Origin of the sequence: Singulisphaera acidiphila DSM 18658 (assembly GCF_000242455.2) — a bacterium.
GTDB classification, from domain to species: Bacteria; Planctomycetota; Planctomycetia; order Isosphaerales; family Isosphaeraceae; genus Singulisphaera; species Singulisphaera acidiphila.
Genome location: NC_019892.1, coordinates 8,087,554 through 8,107,311 on the forward strand (window position 1 = coordinate 8,087,554; position 19,758 = coordinate 8,107,311).

The window sequence follows — 19,758 nt, forward strand, 5'->3', positions numbered from 1 at the left end:
GGCAAGCGATTTGTGTCGTCGCGTGAAGGCCGAGTCGGAAAACCGTTTTCGCTCGCTCTCCAGGCGAGCGAGAATCGGCTTTCCGATCAATAAACGGCACCGATCGAGAAGTTGAAGTAGTTGACCTTGTCGCCGGGGGCCTTGGCGACGGGGAAGGCGAGGTCGAACGAGATGGGAAGCGGGCCGAATTGGGGAAGGGTTAGGCGGATGCCGGTGCCGACCGAGGCGCGGATGTTGGTGAAGTTATACCCGTTCTCCACGGTACCGAAGTCGGTGAAGACCACCTGGCGAAGCGCGTCGCTGGCGATCAGCGGGAACATATACTCAACCGAGCCAATGGCCATCATCGTGCCACCGATGTTCGAGCCGAGGACGTGCGGGCCGACACCGCGGTACTGGAAACCGCGAAGGCTACCCAGGTAACCCGCATAGAACCGCTCGTAGACCGGCGTGTCTCGGCCGGTAACGCCGAAGTGGCCTCGGAACGAAAGGATCCGCGGACCTGATCCGTCAGGACGTGTGCCGGTCGTGAAATAGGTCCGCCCTTCGATCTCGGCCTTCGGGTAGGTGAACGTCCCCCAACCCTGCTCGAACGAAAGTTCGAGGTACTGCCCTTTGTTCGGCAGAAACGGTGAATTCCGGTTATCGAACCGCAAGGTCGGGCGAAGCGTGGCGAGTGTCGTGTGCCCAGTCGCCGCCAGGTACTCGGCCGGGGCGGGGGTTCGATAGCCGTTGAAGTTGACGTCCTCGATCCGGAATGCCATGTCCGCATACGTCGAAGTGCCGAACTGTCGGCCAAGCGAAAACCGGCCACCACCGCGGCTCTCCGTCCAGTCGGGATAAACACGCTGGAAGAGGTAGCCCGATGCACCACCGCCGATCGGCAAGTCGAAGAGGTAGGGGTCTCGCAAGCTGACCGTGAACCGGTTGATCAAGGTACCGGCCATCAGCGAGACCTGAAAGTCTTGCCCACCGCCGCGAAACGCCTTGCCGCTGGTGATGTCATCGAAGCTGCGCGGGACGTTGAAAAGGTCGAAGTTCTTTTCCGTGATCGTCAGGCTGCCGTTGAGCCCCTGGAATCCGCTGGCCCCGATGCCGGCCATGAACCGTCCGGTGGGGGCTTCGCTGACCGAGGTCACGACGTCGGCGAACGACCGGTTCGGGAACGGGTCCTGGCGGTCGGGCCCCACGTCGGTCATGTTCATGCCGGGCAGGCTCGGCTCCATGCCCGGCGGCTCACCCGCTCCGACAGGAGGAGTCGGTGACACAGCGCCCGGGGTTCCGGGCGGCACGACCACGGGGGCCGGGGCGACCGGGTTCAAGGGCACGTCGATCGGCGGGACATCTCGCGGCGGAGCGAAAGTCTCCCCCGCGCCAAACGGCTCGAGGCCTCCGGGGCCGGTGTCGGCCGGCGGATCCACCAGCACCGGCGGAGGAAGCGCGGGGGGCTCGGGGCCCGGGTCCTGCATACGGGTGGTCGAACCGTCGGTCAGGTCGGGGATCAACCCGTCGCCGTACGGCCGCTCGGCCGGCCGCCGATTAATGATCTTGAGGTCGATAGGCTTGCCCCCCATTTCGGGAGACATGACAAAGTAGCCCGTGTTCCCCAACCGCTGCTTGAACATATCCATCCGGTTGAGGTTGAGCACTTCGCCGGGCAAGAAACCGGCCATCAACGCCTCGCGACGCACAACCTTGTCCTTGGTCCGATCGTTCCCTCGGATGATCAGGTCGCCCATGAGATATGGCTCGCCTTCCTCGATCTCGTAGACGAGGTCGACGATGCCCTGCTGGTCCGTGTACTTGGGCTCGGGCCGGATCATCGTATCGATGCAGCCGATCTCGTAGTACTTCGTCATCAAGTTCTTGCGGTCGGCCTCTTTGAGCGTATCGAGGATGGGCTGGCCCGAGTGCAGCATCAGCCCTTCCCTAAGCTTGGCGGTCGTAAGCTTCTTGTTCCCCTTGAACTCGATGTTGCGGACCTTGTACCGGGTCCCTTCCGAGACGACAAAGGTGATCCGCAAGTCGCCCAGGCTGGAGCCAGGCCGGGTCACGGGTCTGACCGAGACCTCAACGAACCCCTGCCCTTGGTAGTATTCCGTCAGCTTGCGAATGTCCTCATCGAGGTTATCGCGATTGTACTTGCCGCCGATCAGGCCCAGAATCGCGACCTTGCTGGTGATCTTGGTCCTGAGTGTCGCGTCGGTGGCGAAGACGTTGCCCTTGAAGTCGATCGCGCCGACTTTGTGTTTCTCGCCCTCGAAAATCTGCATGACGACGCGAGTCTGGCCCCTCTCTCCGCCCTCGAGCAGGGTGACCTCAGCGGTGTCGTATCCCTTCTCGGCATAGAGCCGGCGGATCTGATCGACCGCCAGATGGGTCCGGGCCGCGTCGGCTCGGTTCCCCTTTTTGAGCCCTGTGTTCTCCTCAACGTCCTTGAGCTTGAGGTGCTTGAGCCCTCGGAACTCAACGTGGGAGAGGACGGGGAGTTCTTTGACGACGAAGGTGAGGATGAATCCCTTGCCGTCGGGTGACTTGTCGAAGTAGGGGGCGACGTCGGAGAACCACTTGGTCCCCACCAACGTCTGGATGTCGGCATCGATCCGTTCTTGATCGAGCGGACTCCCCTCTCGACTGAGGATCTTGGCACGGACCTGGTCGGAGGTGATCGAGACGTTCCCCTCGACACGGACCTCAACAATGGGCCCTTCCGGGAGCGCGTTTTCCTTTGCGGCCCAAGCGCGTTGGGTTGGCAGAAAGAGTGGCGCAACGGAGGCCAGCGCGAGGACAATCCGAAGGAACGCCCCGAGTCTGGCCGCTCGAGCCGCCGGGGCCTTCCTTGGCACCGGCGGAACCATCATGACGCCGCGTGTCATGTGAGAATTGTCCCCGAACCGATAAGAGAGAAGTCGAGTCGCCGCAACCACCTGGCTGGAAGAGAGCCGAGTGATCGGGACGGCATTTCGTTTGGCGAAGCCGATTCTTCCCGGGACAGACGTGCGGAGATCGATTGACCTCCGAACCGAATCGATGAGCGTAGCGAGAGCCCGGGCACGAGCCGTTCCCTTCCTTGGGGCGACCCGCGTTGTGACGGCGACATGTGCGGGGCCTTGTACCCGAGTTAACGGGAACCCGCAACCCCGGATCTTCCCGCGCCTATCTGAAACAATTTACAGAATTGCCGCAAACCGTTGACGCTCCTTCCTCTTATCGCTCGCCCCAACGGCGAGTGGGGAGCGTCCACTCCCTGTCTTCCGCCCGACTGATTCCCACGCGAAGAACCAGAACGGCGTGCTACTTACACTACCCGCTTGCCCAAAAGGCGTGCGAGCACGCATGGACTCGCAGGCTTCCGACCGACTCCCACTCTCAAGCGAAGCCATCAAGCAAGAATCTCACACACCCCACCCGCCTATGAATCAAAGCCATAGCAAACGCCAATCTCCGCACAACAAAAAACCCACCCTGAGACAGCCTTTCAGCTGTCCCCTGGTGGGCAATGTCCCGCGCCTATCCGCGACGCAAACGACTCCCATCGTCTATCAGGACGCAATCAATTTGCGAACGCATCCTGGCTGAGTGGCGCCTGACGGAACGCGACGGGCAGCTTGCTACCGGCCGGCGTGATCATCTTGGAATAGACCGTCCCATCAATGGTCGAGCTAATGAATCGCGTTGCACCATCGGTGAAGACCATGTTGCAGCCCGAGGGGTGACCGCTGTTGGAGAAGGGGAACGTCCCCTTGATGACTACATTCTGACCACCATTGATGTAATCACCATTGGTAGAGGAGTTGGTATTCGACTGCTTCCAGCCCGGTCCATCCACGGGAGGATTCGTGGTGAAGTCGGCTTGAAGTGACAGAGGAGCGGTTCCGCCCACGCAGGTACGTACCGCACCGGTAGCCCCACACACGTTGGGTGATCCAATGAACATGCAGTAGTTGGGGAGCGGGCAGGCCCAGTTGGTGGGAGAACCACCGCTGAGTGTACCAGAACTGTCGAAGCCCGCCATGGTGTTTTCGCTGATCAAGAGCGTGTTGCTAGAGCCATCGGTAATCGCAGCAGGTGTCGTCTTGTAATCAAACGAGGCACCACCAGCCTGGGAACCGAGAAACATGACACCCAGTCGTTGTGGGATCCCTGTCCCCCACTCCATCGTCACGAACGACGGGCTGACCGGAGTTGGAGTCGCATTAGGAACGCCCCCGGTATAACTCGCCTGAGTACCGTGAAAAAGCGTGAAGCCGCCATTAACCACATAGCTCAAGTTCCCCTGACCAAGTTGAGCCGAGGAATCGTCGGGGCACCGCAAAACGCCAAGAGCCGTGTTACCAATCGATAGATTGGCCGGTTGTCCTGAAATCGACTGAGTCGACCACATGTAGGGTTTCGCGTGATCCCACGCGTTGGCGAGATCTTGCTGGTCGAGGTACGGCAAGATGTCAACAACCCAGTTCGACATCCAGGTCGCCTTAACAGTGTCAGCGATCGTGCCTGGTGCGAGCGAACTGGTGATGGACGCACCTGACGTGTCATTGAAGGTTCCGGCGTTAGGAAACGTATTCTTCGATGACGAGAAGTTGATCAGAGCCAGGCCGAGCTGTCTCATGTTGTTGGCGCACTGGGTCCGGCGGCCCGCTTCGCGTGCGGCGTTAACCGCCGGCAGCAGCAACCCGACCAGGACGCCGATGATGCTGATAACCACCAGCAACTCGATCAGCGTGAAACCAAGACGTTGGCGTCGGCGGTGAAGCATAAAAGGGGTCCTTTCTGACTGGCGCGGTAAGGACGACGGGAGTTGACCTCATATTCTAGCCACTGCGGGTTCCCTAGGACAAGGGATTTCCTTCTGTCACCCAGCCCGTGCCCCCCAAAGCCTTCAACCGGCGGCACGGGCCTCAACTGATTGTCAATCGATCATTCGATCGTCTGACGGTAAGTGATACAGTCGCGGAAGTTCCCCGGCGCCTGTGGGCTGAAGCCCACCGCGCGGGTGCGATCGATAATGAAGAACGACCGATAACGGACGTTCTTGCCATTCTGGATGTTGAGTTCTTGGCCGAGATGATCGTAGGCAAGCCCCGGGGCGGCGTTGCCGATGGTCGGATCTCCTTGCTTAGTAACCTCGAAGAAACCAACAGTAATCCAGACCGCGTACTGATGCGTACGGACGGTGGTCAGATTCGTGACTTTGTGCAGCCAGTCGGAACGGAACGCAGGGTGCTGGCGGTTGTCATTCCTGTCTGTGGGCGCTGGCGGGTTTACCGTCGTATTGGCTCCCAAGTAGAAGTTGGGAACGAACACGTAAGGAGCCGGAGGAGTCGCACCAGCGGGCACCGTGGTGGGGATGGCCGACAGATCGACCGCCGTATTGGCGAGGTTCGCGTTTAGGTTCTGCCAGTTGACGAATGGGTCGCCCGTGAAGTTCGCAGTGACAGTCGCCCCGACATGGGTGCTCGGCCAATTCGATGCGTTGCCCGGATAGACCGCAGGATCAGTTCCCCCTGGGGGCGCCGGGAAATTGATCGCGCCAGCGGTGAGATAGAACGTGGGATTGCCCCAGACATCGGGGAGTTGGAACAAGCGGCGAGCCGGGACAGGCGGGGGCGAAACGGGATTGTTCTGAGTGAAGAGGTAAGGGTTCTTCACGCCCGGGTCGCCAACATAGGTGGGGTATGGCGCCGTGCTCCCGTCCTTCGCCGTCGTCAAAGTGGCCCACGCAGGCTGCCAGGGGGCATAGGTCGTCGAATCGGTCGGCGGCAGCGCGGCGGGCCGCATCACAGTATAGTCGACGTTTGGATACGACAGAGCATGAAAGGGCCGTTCCGAAGCGACCAACGTGGTCGTCCCGTCGGGATCCCCAACGTGGCCGGTCTGGTGGGCAAACATATAGCCCGACCCACCATGCCTGAGCTTGAGGAAATCACTGAAGGCCGCCTTCATCCTATTGTCGAAGATTGGCACGGTCGAACCGTAGCTCGCGAGCGGGTCGAGCGCCATGAAGCCCTGGTTCGGCATCTGGTAAGTGCTATTGGGAAAACCGTTGACGTTTACCTGAGTCACCGCCTGGGGAGGTGACGCGGCGGCATTGCTCAGGTTAAGTTGCTGAACGTTCAGCCGCGTGGCTCCCATGTTGTCGATGTCTTCCTGAGCCGGAGAGAAGAACGGCGGTGTGAAGTTGCGAACGTAGCCGAGCGTCTTCAGCCACGACTCGCTCATCACGGCAAAGAAGACCTCCTCATCAATGATCAGGTTGAGGTTGAGCAGGCCGGGCTTGAGATCCTGACGCGCCCAGTCGTAGTTCGTCCCGTCCGCGACGAGACCAGTCGAACCATTGGCCGGGCTTGGCACATCAAAAAATTCAAACATCCGGAACCAGCCGGCACCACTCGGCCCCCCGATGTAATTCGGAACGACCGGGAAATTCGCATTCAGAGTTCCCGCAACGGCGATTGGGAATGTCGCATTGAAGTTCGGCGTCTGATGGATCGGAGCGGGACCTGTCGGTGGGACTGGCCAGGTGACCATAGTGGGAATCGGCGACCCGGGAATCGAAGGTTCCGACTGCGCCGTGTAGAAGAACTCATCCATCAGATAGGGGAACGTGTGCGGCTCGGAGGTCGTGGCAGGAACGCCAGTCGAACCCGCCGTAACCTTTGCCGACGGGTTGGTGAAAAGGGTCGGCAATGGCGGGGGCGTGCCCCCCATAGTCGGCGGATTCACGGGGATCGGCGGCGCGAGCTCGACGAACTGTTTGGTGAAGAGGCCGGGAGGACAACCGGGGACCATCAAGAGTTCGGCGACACTCGTGAAGTCGCGATCATTGAATTGCATCATATCCCAGTCGTAATCGTCTTTATTCTGAGTCTCTTCACCAGGGGCCTTCCCAAGCGTGTTGTAGATCGCTCCCGTCGAGGAAGCCCCGGCGGTCCAGTTCCCCTTGAAGTGGGAACCCGTATCTCCTGAAAGGCCCTTGATCGGCTGTTCGGTATAACCGTAAGCAGGAACGCAGTAATTGACCGCACCCACGACAGGGGGTATTGGGGGCACGGCGTGTCCGCCGCGGAATGGTTGCAAACGCCTCTGAGAATAGAGAGTACCGTCGGCTGGGGTCGGGGATACCGTGCCCCCGCTACCAACCGCAGTCGTCTTGTTGTACAAAAACCTGAAGCAGTCGACGACCACCCGGTTTTCGTTAGGTCGGGCAGGATCGTAACTCGTGTCGAACGGGTTCGCAGGGCGACGGAGATAGAGCCAGTAGTAGTTTCCAGTCGTTGCCGTCTGCAGATTCGTATTGTTGACCAGGTCGATCGTCGCATCCGCCGTGGGTGGGGACGTCTCGATGCCCGACGAAAGGGCGGCATCCTGGATCACGTAGGCTTTGGGGGCATTATTTGTAATCGCCCGAATCGGATTGGTGAGACCGCCGGGATCGGTGGTGCCAATCGAAGCGAGTTTTTTGTTCGAAACCGTGACACCCAGGGGAGGAGTGGGCGCAGCCGGAGGTAAGGTCGTCATCGGGAGTTGACCCGTGAATGGGTCGGGGCGACCGGCCGGGGTATCGGGCAGAATGATAAAATCCCACCCATCCAACTTGAGATCACAGGCTTTCGGATCGGACCCGGCCGGATTCGTGGCTGTAGGTGCCGGTGCAGGCGCGGTCAGGGTATTGACCAGTTCGACCCACATTCGAGGCGTATCCGGCGCGGGCGCCCCCGAATATTGGAAGGTATAGGCAAGCACCTCAGTGATCGCTACGGGGTTATACTCCATGCCATACTGAATCACATAGGGCGAATTCTGATTATCGTACAACTGTGAATAGCTAGGGGGTGGCACATTGTTGGTGCCATTCCACGGGAGGCCCAGTTGAGAATTTGGGACCCCCCCGGGGGGCGTGAACGCCAGGGTTGCAGGCTCTGTCGCCGTGGCCGCAGTGGCATAGTAAACATCAGTATTGACGAACCGCGTCGACGTGCAGTCCGGATCGCGGAAGTCGATGATGTTGGTCACGTACTGGCTCAACTGGACCAGCTCTTCCGGCGTGTCGACCGCCTTGGGCGGAAGGATCATCTTGAGCAGTTGATAGGTCTCGCGAATCCACTTTTGCCGCACGGGCTCGTCGTAACGATTCGACACCGGCAGCGGGTAGTTGAGGTTGATCTTGCGATCGCGGTGCGCCAGCGACGGGAGCCTCCGCGGAACGGTGTAACCAGGACTGGTCATCCTGCTGTCGTACGCATCGGCATGGAAACCGTGAAGATAATCGATCGTGCTGAGGGTGGCGTCCTTGAGCGAGAGATTGGCGCCGCTCGCATTTGCCGTGGCGTAAAACTGGCTATTGCCATAAGGAGCGTTCGTCTCCGTGACCAGAGGCCACTGCGGGTCACCGGCCGGATTGTCATTGGCCCAAACAAAATTCGTCGGCTCCCAACTCTCAATGGAGAAGAGTCGGCGACGGCGGGTCCCATCTTTCGGATTCGTAAACGAGACAGGCGCCAGATCCTTGAGACGACTTGCGAGTGACAAGCCGTCCGTGTCTTGCTGGCGATAGAGCCATTCCAGGTCGCTGGGTCCGAATGGCTGGTCGCTCGACTGTGGACTGTAAACATTCATCTCGTCCGCTTCATTCAGGCTGGCCAACCAGGGATACGAACTTGAGGCGAATGCGTTCGGATTTATGACGGGAAGTGTGTTGATAGACTGGTCGAACCTCGGCGCCCAGGAATTAAGGGGGGCAACGGTCGGGTCCGGAAAAGTGTTGGACGGCATCCCACCGATGAACTGCGACAGTGTGACGATGTTCCCCGGAGGCGTCGGCATCCGGTACGATTCAAAACCGTGGTAAAGGTTATTGGTCAGGTCAACGGGGACAACCTGCTGAGTCGGCGCGACACCGACTGGCGCCGAGTTCATCGGAGGCGCGGGCTTCCCGATCCCCTGCAGCCAGTAGGCACCCGACTCGTAAGGATACCAGATGGGTTTGGTTGGAATTGCAGGGGCCGTTGTCGGCAGGGGCGCGGCAGGAAGGTCAAGCCCTGGAGGAGTCGCCATCACCAGGCCCGGGGGCCGAAAATGCTTGACGTACGCGACACGTCCGACTTTGTCACCGCCGAGGAGCGGCGTAACGGTCCCGATTGCGGTCGAGAAGGGATTCACAAGGCTATTGACAATGCCATCACCCATCACGTCGATCGGGGTCACGAAACGGCGCAGCCGCTCCACGGGCAGGACCAACGAGCCGCTCAAATCCAGGAAGTCGGCGTTCTCTCCAAGGGTCGTGATCGCCCCCCCTCCCGTATTGGACGGATACCAGTCGAAGGTGTTGCGGTTGTCATCCCGCGCATCACCGTAGCGGGGTGTCAACGTACCCGCGACGGCCGTCCACTGGCCGGAAACACCCGCGCGGACCTGGTTTTCGTACTGGTAGATAGGCGAAGCTGGCGCCCAACCCGACAGTGGCGGCGCGGCCACATTAATTGCATTAGCCAAGGGCAAAATCGATAGTGCAACCGGTTGATCCGCAGGCTCACCCCAACGTCCGGCGATCGGAGTTGTCGTCGTGGTCGTACTGGCATCTCCCGCATCCAGAACGCCATTGGGCAAGTACGTAACCTTGCCGTTGACGAAGACGAAATTCGAGTCGCCGCTGGTCGGCACCTCGACACCTGAGGCGTTTTTAACCAGGCCCGGAGAGCGAGTTCCGGCGAGGAGATTGCGCAACTGAGTCAGACTAACCGGCACTCCCGCGTTACCCCACCATTGGGTATTTGCATAGGTGGTAAAGTCATTCGTTGCGTCACCGGCCGTATAGACTCCCGCGCCGTTGACAACTCCGCCCGCAGTCCCGCCCGCGTTGTCGGTCGGGGAGTAAAGTTGCACTCCAGCCGCCCCCCGCATAAACGCGTTCTGGAGAGCGTAGGTCGGATCGACCTCGGAAGGTGAGTAACCTTTACCTGAAGCATGGGCCAAGAGCGGTACACCGTAATGCTGCAATGTGCTCACGGGGTCTTGCCCGAGGAGCGAGCGGAGTTGGAGGTTCCCCGCCGTGTTGAGCGGGATCCGGCCGTTAAGCCCGATAACCATAAAAGCAAACAACGGCTTAAACAGTCGCCCATCCGTATTCCGCCGCGCAGGATAGCCAAGGTCGAGCCACACCGAGTCGGAGTTCCCGTCGCCGTCGTTATCCACGTCGTATTGGATCTTCCCGTTCGGGTCGGGATGGAGGTTGGGGAAAGCGAGCGCACTGTGTCCGTCCGCCTGTCGCGGCCGAAGGATCTTCGAGGCGGAGAACGGGTTCTGGCTTGTCCAGTCGTCGTAGTAGCTCAACGGATCGTTCTTCGTCGGTGCCGTTACAGACTGGTCACTGATGAGGATCCCGGGCCGGTGAAATGACGGGATCATGACCTGACCGTCGCCGCTCTGCATCGCGAGGAACCAGTTCTCCAAGTCACAGGCGTCGTAGTCTTCATCCATACCGCAGATGGAGGGCGATCCGTACGAGAACGGGGTCAGGAAATTATCCTTGGTGTTGATGTTCCCGGTAAGGATGTTCCCGTTGGTCCGAAAATTCGCGTACTGAGCCATCCCCCGGTTCTGGAGCGCTGGAGCGTTGACGGCAGCAATCTTTGAGCCGAGGACTGGGTCGAGGATCTGGTCTAGGCCCGACACACCCGGCCCGTTGAACGCATGAAGGAACCGGCCATCGAGAGTAAAGGTTCCTGCGAGGTTCGACGTGGTGTTATTGAGAGTCCGCCATCGAAGCCCAACGAGGGTGCTCTGACCCGGCGTTGCGGTTTTCAGATTAGTGACATAGTCGTAGTTGTAGTAGTTGTAGTTTTGAATCGGCGGGTAGTCCGCGTCTGGCTGATAATCTGTCCCGCCGTACACCTTCGGCAAAGGATAAGGAATGATCGGGGCTTGAGAGTAGTCAGTCCCATAGGTCCGCGGCGATTCCAACGGCACACCTTGGGGCGGCAGCGCGACGTCGGTGGTGCCTGGCCACCGGGAACGGTCATCCGGAGCGACGTAGAAGACCCGGCCGCCTGTTCCTTCAACATCGGCCAAGATCTCGTGGGTCTCGCTCGGGTAGTAGGCAGCAGGCTCCGTGGCTGACACTACAGTGGAATCCACGACCGGGGGGAATCTCATGACCCATCGCGTGAAGTTATATCCATAAAGGGCAGGTTCGTTCGACGCGATGTTCGTATTGACCTGGATCAACCCATCCACACAGACATTATGTACAGTCCCGTCGATGTCCGTGACCGAAACGAGCGTAGGTGGGGCCCCCAACGCCGGAGCGGGCACCGGTGCAGCGTTACTAATTGCGAACCGCAGACCGTTGGCCGGATTGACCGCGAGGGCGGAGTTGTAGAGTCCGTCATTACCATACATGTCCCGCTTGAGGCTATGACCCCGGATCGCCGACTGCGGATTGTCGGTGTCGTCGATCAGTTGCGCGAGGGCATAGTCCATCATCTCCGTCGATTCGGGCCAGTTCTGCGCCTGCGAGAAATTCCGGGCGTTGATTTTGACTTGGCCGCTGAACGTCGCAAACGTCACGCCGATCAAGGCCAGCAGGCCGAGCATGCCGAGAACCAGGATCAGGACAACGCCCCGTCGCTGGTTGCGAGTTCTTGGGAAGGTTGCGAACATGGGAGGAAGTCCCCTTTCCCTCTCGATTCGATCACAGCTTGTCGCTGAAATCTTGACGAATTGTCAACGTCTTGACTCGTTCACCCCGGGGGTCGGCCACCCGGATCTGGATCTGAAGCCCGCGTAACGGCGCCGGGTAAGGCGGCGGATAGGACGGGTAAATCGGCGGCGACCAAGGAGGCCCCACCGGCAGTTTCGTCGTCGGATTGAACCCCCGAGCGGGGACCTGGGTGTAGTCGGTGGACCAGGTATCCCAGACCCGTCTCAAGCGCACCACGTCTTTGTTGATGTCCCCCACGTTTCCCGTATAGGATTTATAGGGGGCATACGGATACGGGGGAGTCGGGTAGAACGGGTTGGGAAATTGCGCATCCATGCGGACGTCATCATAAAGCGGTGGCATACGCCCTTCGTGGGCGAAGGTCTGAGTCAATGTGTCATACGCGCCGGAGGCCCAATAGACCATGGGCAGGGTTTCCGTGAGGAACTGCGCACCGTTGGCCTGACAGAGATATTTTTCATTAGCCCCCGGGGGGGCCGTCACGGGTTGGAGTCTCAGGTCGTCACCCCAACCAAGGTCGACGTAGCCAGGGAACGAGTTGTCATAGACCTTGATGTCGAAACTTCTCACTCCAGTCATGATCAAATCATCATCCCAACACGCGAGCCAAAGAGCATTCGAGGACGGTGCCGTTCCGGCCCCATCGGTGAACAGTTGAGGAGTCGCCCGATAAGTGGCGGTCATCGGTGGCAGGAAATTCGCCGCCATGATGGTACTATTGGTGGTGGAGGCAGGATTGGAACTGGCATAGAACGGATGAAGACCGAAGGGTTGCGAGTAGGCGGAGGTAACCTGGATATTCGGATCGGTCCAGCTTGTCAGCATCGTTTCCCGCCACGTCGGGAATCCCCACCAGGTTTGCGTACCTGGCACGAAAGTTGCGATTGCCGGCGCCGGGAGACTGTCGCCTGACTCGAGCGGGGAGTGATTAAGCCTCTTGAGCTGATCAAGCATCTCCGCATCGGAGTTGTTCGGATTCGACCCAAAGGCAGGGTTCGGGTTGGGATCAAGCGAATGAATCCAGCCGGAGCCGCCCAGAGCGCCGGCGATGGAGTCGGGGACCGAATACGCCCCCGGAAATACATAGGGGAACGCCAAAGTCTCCTTACTTCCCGCTCCACGATCTGCTGTTGTGGGCTCCCAGAGTAGAGAGTTGGCGGGCATGCCATAGTACAACGTCGGGGGATAGTCGGGGACACCGTCTCCCACAATATTCCCCGGCGCTGTTAGGTTCGGATCAGGATTATTGTCATCGGGAATTCCGTCGCCGCCAGCCACTGCCACTCCCGCGTTGTCGGTGAAGTCGTTGCCGTAACGTTGATAGGCGAACCGGTTCTGACGGTTCGTCAGATCACCAAGCGTGTTGAGGATGAACGGGGCGGTCGTTGCCCCCACGGCAGATGCAGCGGGACGCGCGGAGAGATTGTTCACGCCTTGCCAACTCGTACTGATCGAGCCGCCGAGGATGGACGGATTGAAGGTGATCACCCCCGTTGCCCCCGTCGCCTTCCACGTCGCCCACACGGTGTTCACTGCGGTCTGCTTCTCCGGAGCAATCAGAAGCACACGACGGTAAAGATTGCCATTGCGGAGGAAGTAGATAATCTCGGCGTACTGGCTCGTCATCAAGACGGGTTGGTTGGGCGAGGTGGTGGTCGCCCCAAGCCAGATTCGCCCCTTGAAGGGTTGCCCCTCGGGCGCCTTCGCAGTGAACCGCATATAGTCGTCGGTGTCTTCGTTCTGAAGGTCGGCGAACGCGTTCTCGCCAACCTCGAAGTAGCCGAGTTGGTCATTGGGGTTGAGCGGCGGGGTCAATTTCGCGGTGATATTGGTCAAGTCCTGGCGGATCGTCATATCGAGTTGGCGGAGGTCGCCGTCGAGTTGTTGGAACGTTTGGACTCCCGAAAGCGCCCCAGTCGCCGAGGTGAAGATCGTGACGATCATAGACATCATCAGGACCAACAACGCCACGGCGACGAGCATTTCGACGAGAGTCACGCCTCGGCGGGGCGATTGAGGGCGTGGCAATCGGTTACGCATGACGGATCTCTCCCTCGAAGCGGACTTGCGGGCCGCGGCCGGTGCTAGCGCTCAGCGCGTGTAGATCGTCCTGGGAAACACGTTGACGACGTAAGGCGACACCAGGGCCGCGTTGGCGTGGTGGGGCGAACCACTGGTATCAAGCAGGGTGAATGCCCGCAACGGCGCGTTCACCCACACGGTCATCTCGCGGTAGGTAATCCCATCGGGGTCATTCGTCAGCTTGTCAGCCGCGGCGCGGACGCTAACGCCGGTTCGCTTGGCGATCTGATACCAGTGGCAACGCTGGTAGGGGAAATAGGCCAGAGCCGGCCGGGTAGTGTCACCAGTGGCGGGGCTGTCGTATTGTCGGGTCGAAGACACGGTGGCATTCCGCTCGTAGGTCACGTCTGCAATCCACGATCCGGCCCGGATTTCGGGGTCGGGCATTGCGGAAGACCAGCGGAGGAGCACCGCCCGATTCGCATTGGCGCCATAGCCGTACGACCCCTTCGTGGGGATCTGGGTCACCTTGCTGGTGTATCCGAAGATGGCCTCAACTACCGTTTCACCCTCGACAACTCCGTTGACCGGCGCAGTGTGGCCGAAGTAGGTCGGCGTGGTCGTATTGAGAGCGAACGGTCGGTTCTCGAAAATCACGATATCGCCGCTGAAAACTGCCCCATTCGTGCTGTCCGCCTGCTGCCCCGTGAACATCCATGTGTACTTCCAGTCGTTCTGGAGGGTCGGCACCCCTGTCTTGTAGACCGCAGGTAGAGTCAGGTCGGGAGCAATCAATTCAGGAACAAGGGGGCTGGCCGTGTTCACGGCCTTGCCCACATCCGTACCCGACTGGAGAATGACATCCTCGGGCGAGACGAAGATATCGGGGACGTATGCCGAACTTTGCTTCATCCAGGTTGCCAGAGCGTTGTTGTTAAAGTTGGTAATCCGCTGAAGGCCATGGGCGCTCGGATCGCTGGTGCCATCGCTGGGGTCAGGCCGGACAAAGCCGATTCCCGAAGCAAACCGGGCCTCCGACGTCGCCCCGGGATAGACACCAGCCTGATATCGCCAGAGCGGATCGTAAGCCACCGGAAGGCCAGCACCCGGAAAGTAACCCGGCCCATTGATCGGAGCTGCGGTGGGCGGTCCCTGGCCTCGATAGGCGCCAAAGCCGAGGGTCTTATCCCAAGGGTCCAAGAATTTGCCGCTGGTGTAACCGGGCGTATCCTGAACCCAAGGATCATAGGGTCGGGCGGTATATGCCTTCAGCGTGTACCAAGGACTCGAGTTGGAATTCAGAAACGATTGCTTGTTCAGCAAATCCCGGCCCCCGAAATCGGCCGTGGCTGACTCGGTCAAGGTGGCCGAGCGAGACAGCCGATTCGCATCGCGAAGCCTGAGCAGGCCGAGTGGAAACAAGGTGGCCAGTGAGACCATGCCGATGCCCAGGATCAGGATCGAGATCAGGATCTCGGTCAACGTGATGCCCATCCGCTCTCGCGGCGTATGCCGGATCATCATCGAGCCTCCCTCAATCCCTGTTGAGCCCGAAGGAACGGATAGCCAACATTAGCAATATTGAAACCTTCGCCCGAAACCGCCGGCGTGGTCGGAGGAACCGGCTCGATCGTGTTCGTGACGACGAGGCCGCTCTGGGCGAACATTGTGACGAGGCGGCGATCGGCTTTGAGCACAGGGAATACCGTGTTCGCGCCCGGATAGAACCCACCCTGGGTCGCAGGCTGCACAACTGATCCGCTGGTCACACCCATTGCGTCCTTGGTCATCGGCAGTTCGTAGAAGACGTAATCGTTTAGCGGCTTGGGATCGTCCGGGTTATGGTTGGGAACCCCGCTAGTCATCCCCCAGAGCGCACCCCGGGGATACACATCGTTTCGGTCGGTGATCCAAAAGTGAAGGTACGGGGAGGGGTCAGCAGACGTCGGAGTTGAATACTGCGTCGTGGGAACGAAGAGGCCATTGGGGTTTACCATCACGTCGCAGTTGAGAGAGCCGAGCGAGATCGGGATCCGCGAGCGTTCCCTCGTGCTGTTCCAGGTCGTCGCATCGATCACCATGCCGGCGGGCAACATCATCTCGCGGGCCCCTTGGCTGGGCACAGGCTGCCGCTGGATGACATAGGGGACATCCTGGGCACCTTTCTGGTAGTTGACGAAAATCCAATCCGACGAGGGGCTTCCCACGGGAGTGTTCGTCGGGATGTCAAGCAGAGCGTCAGTCGTGAGCGCACCAACCCACTTCTCGGTCTCCCACTCAGCAAGCTCGTCGATCACACCGTTGGTATTTTGGTCGAATCCATCCCACCCTTCATCAACATATCCGTCACCATCGTCGTCTTCGCCATTGACCAGGAAGAGGAACTCAGGGGTGGCCGTCGCGAACGGCTTCAGCAGGTCCGGGGTCAACACAGTGCTCGGCGGAGGATAATAAGCTCGCTTTAAAGGGGAAGTCGCGCCTGGAGGTCCGACGTTGACGAACATCTCGGGATTACCCTTGTTCGTTCCCGTCCCCAAGGGGTGGACCGTGCATGGACCAACGACCGTATAAGCCCGCCCGACTCCGCCGATCTTGATCTTGTCGCCGACCCGGACGTTCCAGTACCAGTTCGTCGGCGCGTTGGGCTGCACAACCGAAGTCGAAAAACCCCCGAGATAGGGGGCTTCCTCAACCATGAGCACCTTCGAAATGGCCGAGGACTCGTAGAAGGGATACGGGTACGTAGTGCCGTTTGGCTTCGTGTACGCGATAGGGGGGAACGTCGTCGAATTCGGAGTCCCTTTAACGTAATACTGGGGGCCGATCGAGATGCGCCCCTCCGCATAGTCGCCCGCCGGCTCGATCGGGATGATCCGGTTGTAGCAGAGTTGAAGATTGATCCCCGAGGTCGGATCGTTGATCGTCAGGGTCGGATCGGGCAACAAGCGGATCCCACGCGGCTCGTTGTACCGGATCGCCGAGTCCCTGGCTCCCACCAAGGCCCCGGTGAAGATCCGTGCGGCATCGGTGACCTGCCGGCCGTTCAAGCTCGTCACGATCGTTGGGAGCGCGATCAGGGACGCCAGGAGGATAATGGCCAAAACGACCAAGATCTCGACTAGGGTAAAGCCCGACCTCGGATAGTGCCGTTCCTGAACTCTCATGAAGCCCTCCCTTTCCAGACTATTTCACGAAACGACCTGTTCCGACGTCTGACTCCCTACTCACACTCAGTCGAGCTTGCCAGCCGAGAAATTCGTGATGTTATCCTTCTCAACCGACCGCGTATTAGGTCCAAGGGTGACTGAAGTTACAGTGGCATTGGCCTGCATGGTCTGGAACGAATTTTGCAAATAGCCACTGGTATTCCCATCGACAAAGGGCAACCGGTTATTGCCGTTCGCAAGGTACTGTCCACCGATTCCGAAGCGGCGGTCACGGCCAGCAGAAATAATCTGGAATGTTTGGCCGTTCTGCCAAGCGGGATATTTCGGAGAGTCCGTGTCAACATCGCCTTTGCCTGCCGCGTTTTGAGTCGGGACCGGAGGGTCGTTCGTGTATGGATTCGGAGCTGGCGAACCGACAACGATGCTCTGCCCAGCGGGCGGCGTCGCAGCATTAGAGGTCTTGAACGCACCGATCATCGCCACGCCATCATCATTGAGCTCAGCGAAGTCGACATCACCAGGGTCGTAGCCCGCGCCGCCATAGGCCGAGAAGTAACAATAGAACGGCTGGGTGGAATCGTAAGAATTCCCCAGGGAATCGAGATAGCCCGGAAACACAGCCCCATTACTCTTGTTGGCTTCCAGGCGAGAGTTGTTGAACTCAAAGAGCGGAACCGTTCGGTTGGTTGTCAAAATCTCGAATGGGTTGAGAGGATTCTTGGAAAAGCCCGTCATCGACCAACCACCAGTGCTATTCCCTTGGGCAATCCCGCCCAGGAAAAACACAAGACACTCGGGGCCAGACAGGATGTAACTGACGTCCGTGTCCAGCTTCCCATTACGGTTGAAGTCGTAAAAACCGCCAGGAATCCCCGTCGGAGCACCTGTGGTGCTCACCGGCATACGCGGCCAAAAGCGCCGGAGATAACTCACCGTTCGTGCGCCGAGAGCACCGGTCGAACTGTAGTTACCATCCTCTCTGAGGACGATCCGGCTCGGCGGATAAGCACCGTATTTCGAATTGAAATCGGCCAGTGCCTGGGACAACGCCCGAATTTCAGCGGCGACGGCGGCGTCCTTAGCGGTGCCCACGGCTTGCATCACGGCCGGGACCAACAGGCCGACCAACAGGCCAAGGATCACGATGACGACGAGGAGCTCGATCAGGGTAAAGCCGAGCCGGTGGTGGTGGGCGGTCGAGCGTGTCCGTCTTCTCATCGGGTCAGTCTCCAGGTCACGGGGTCGCTTCGATCTCACGTCGTGCCGTCGCTTTTCGTTTCGACATCACTGGATAAGTCGAATTCATTCCGCCGGTCGGGCCGTACCGAGAGCGCGGGCCGGTGGGCCGAGTCGATCCGTCGGGGTGCGCTCTCGGTTTCGTGATCGGGCCAGGGGCCGCGGATCAGCCCGAGAGCTTGGTGATCAAGGTAATCAAGGGTAAGAACAAGGCGATGACGATGAAGCCGATGATGCCACCCAAGGTCACGATCATGATCGGCTCGAGTAGGCTCACGAGGCTCTCGACCAGGGCTTCAACCTCTTCGTCGTAGTTGTCGGCGATCTTGTTGAGCATCGTATCGAGATCGCCCGTCTCTTCGCCAACGTCGATCATATTGACAACGATGTCGTCGACGATCCGTGACTCGCGAAGCGGCTGAGCGATCGTTTCGCCTTCACGAATGCTGTCATAGATCCGGGCGAAGGCTCGCTCGAAGACGGCGTTGCCCGCCGTGTCCTTGACGATGCTGAGTGACTCCAAGATCGGCACGCCCGACTGCACAAGGGTCCCCAAGGTTCGCATCGTCCGCGCCACGGTCGACTTTTCGACGATCTGGCCCATGACCGGAATCATCAGGAGGATCCGGTCACAGACGTACGCCCCCGTCTTGTTGCGATAGAGCAGCTTCAGGAAGATCCAGATGAAGAGCGGAGCGAGGAAGACAAGGTAGAAATACTTGATGACGAAGTGGCTGGCCTCGATCAGGAAGACGGTCATCGCCGGCAGAGGAACGCCGAAGTCTTTGAAGATCGCTTCAAACTTGGGAATGATGAAGTAAAGAATGAAGCCAACGATCACGCAGGCAACGAAGATGACGACGATCGGGTAAACCATCGCCGACTTGATCCGGCGTTTGAGCGTCTGGCTCTTCTCTTTGAAATCCGCCAGACGCTGAAGGATCGCCTCGAGGGCACCGCCCGCTTCACCGGCCTTGATCATGTTGCAGTAGAGCTTGTCGAACGCCTTGGGGTGCTTGGCGAACGCTTCGGAGAGGGTCTGGCCGCTCTCGATGTCCTCAACCACCTCGCCGAGCGAGTTCTTGAGCACGCCCGGCTTGCACTGGCCTTCGAGGATCCGCAAGCTCCGCAAGATCGGCAGGCCGGCGTCCTGCAAGGTGGAGAGCTGGCGGGTGAAGGTGCAAAGCTGCTTGGTGCCGATCTTGCCGATCGTAAACGACTTCTTCTTACCCTTCTTGCCGCCCTTCTTCTTGGCCGCCGTCTTCTTCGCCTTCTTTTCAGAGCGCTCGGAGATCTTGGTAACGAAGAAGCCTTTTTGGCGGATCAGTTGCTGCGCTTCTTCCTGGGTCGAGGCATTGATCGTGTCCTTGACCTCGCGCCCCGTGTGATCCATCGCCTCATACGAATAGGTTGGCATCGTCGTTCCCCTGTCTCGAAGAGTGGCTCTCGTGTCTCGCGGAGGAAAGATCTCGAAGGCGATGAAGACCGGACACGTTCACATGCCTATTCTTGTTCTGGCTCTTGCCGGCGGCCCCGGAAGGTCGCCCTACTTCGACTCCACGGCGATGGCTTTCGTTCCCTCACCGACCGAGGATTTCGGCCGGTTCGCCG

At 59.6% G+C, this 19,758-nt stretch carries 8 protein-coding genes; all 8 read right to left on the reverse strand.

The window, feature by feature from the left end:
* Positions 1–86: 86 nt before the first annotated feature.
* The 8 genes from SINAC_RS31575 to SINAC_RS31610 all read right to left on the reverse strand — a co-directional run bounded on the left by SINAC_RS31575 (position 87) and on the right by SINAC_RS31610 (position 19,564).
* Positions 87–2,876 (reverse strand): BamA/OMP85 family outer membrane protein, encoded by a 2,790-nt coding sequence (locus tag SINAC_RS31575; protein WP_015249610.1) that lies wholly within the window; start codon positions 2,874–2,876, stop codon positions 87–89.
* A 677-nt stretch (positions 2,877–3,553) separates the two neighbouring features.
* Positions 3,554–4,759 carry a DUF1559 domain-containing protein gene (locus SINAC_RS31580; protein ID WP_015249612.1) on the reverse strand — a complete coding sequence of 402 codons (1,206 nt, stop codon included), beginning with the start codon at positions 4,757–4,759 and terminating at the stop codon, positions 3,554–3,556.
* Between the two features lie 161 nt (positions 4,760–4,920).
* Positions 4,921–11,661 carry a hypothetical protein gene (locus SINAC_RS31585; protein ID WP_015249613.1) on the reverse strand — a complete coding sequence of 2,247 codons (6,741 nt, stop codon included), beginning with the start codon at positions 11,659–11,661 and terminating at the stop codon, positions 4,921–4,923.
* Positions 11,662–11,692: 31 nt separating this feature from the next.
* The gene (locus tag SINAC_RS31590) at positions 11,693–13,762 is read right to left on the reverse strand and encodes a PulJ/GspJ family protein (RefSeq protein ID WP_015249614.1); all 2,070 of its coding nucleotides are present in this window, start codon (positions 13,760–13,762) and stop codon (positions 11,693–11,695) included.
* A gap of 51 nt (positions 13,763–13,813) precedes the next feature.
* Positions 13,814–15,268, reverse strand: a complete 1,455-nt coding sequence (locus SINAC_RS31595) for a hypothetical protein (protein WP_237722636.1) — start codon at positions 15,266–15,268, stop codon at positions 13,814–13,816.
* The gene (locus SINAC_RS31600; protein ID WP_015249616.1) at positions 15,265–16,908 is read right to left on the reverse strand and encodes a pilus assembly FimT family protein; all 1,644 of its coding nucleotides are present in this window, start codon (positions 16,906–16,908) and stop codon (positions 15,265–15,267) included. The genes SINAC_RS31595 and SINAC_RS31600 overlap by 4 nt, the downstream gene beginning before the upstream one ends.
* A 66-nt stretch (positions 16,909–16,974) precedes the next feature.
* On the reverse strand, positions 16,975–18,129 hold the full coding sequence (locus tag SINAC_RS41685) for a type II secretion system protein (RefSeq protein WP_015249617.1): 1,155 nt from the start codon (positions 18,127–18,129) through the stop codon (positions 16,975–16,977).
* A gap of 184 nt (positions 18,130–18,313) precedes the next feature.
* Positions 18,314–19,564 carry a type II secretion system F family protein gene (locus SINAC_RS31610; protein WP_015249618.1) on the reverse strand — a complete coding sequence of 417 codons (1,251 nt, stop codon included), beginning with the start codon at positions 19,562–19,564 and terminating at the stop codon, positions 18,314–18,316.
* Between the last annotated feature and the right edge of the window lie 194 nt (positions 19,565–19,758).

What these genes read in the sequence shown, in the direction of transcription:
- SINAC_RS31595 (WP_237722636.1), bottom strand. Translation starts at nt 15,268, where the DNA reads ATGATGATCCGGCATACGCCGCGAGAGCGGATGGGCATCACGTTGACC.
- SINAC_RS31590 (WP_015249614.1), bottom strand. Translation starts at nt 13,762, where the DNA reads ATGCGTAACCGATTGCCACGCCCTCAATCGCCCCGCCGAGGCGTGACT.
- SINAC_RS31585 (WP_015249613.1), bottom strand. Translation starts at nt 11,661, where the DNA reads ATGTTCGCAACCTTCCCAAGAACTCGCAACCAGCGACGGGGCGTTGTC.
- SINAC_RS41685 (WP_015249617.1), bottom strand. Translation starts at nt 18,129, where the DNA reads ATGAGAAGACGGACACGCTCGACCGCCCACCACCACCGGCTCGGCTTT.
- SINAC_RS31575 (WP_015249610.1), bottom strand. Translation starts at nt 2,876, where the DNA reads ATGACACGCGGCGTCATGATGGTTCCGCCGGTGCCAAGGAAGGCCCCG.
- SINAC_RS31600 (WP_015249616.1), bottom strand. Translation starts at nt 16,908, where the DNA reads ATGAGAGTTCAGGAACGGCACTATCCGAGGTCGGGCTTTACCCTAGTC.
- SINAC_RS31580 (WP_015249612.1), bottom strand. Translation starts at nt 4,759, where the DNA reads ATGCTTCACCGCCGACGCCAACGTCTTGGTTTCACGCTGATCGAGTTG.
- SINAC_RS31610 (WP_015249618.1), bottom strand. Translation starts at nt 19,564, where the DNA reads ATGCCAACCTATTCGTATGAGGCGATGGATCACACGGGGCGCGAGGTC.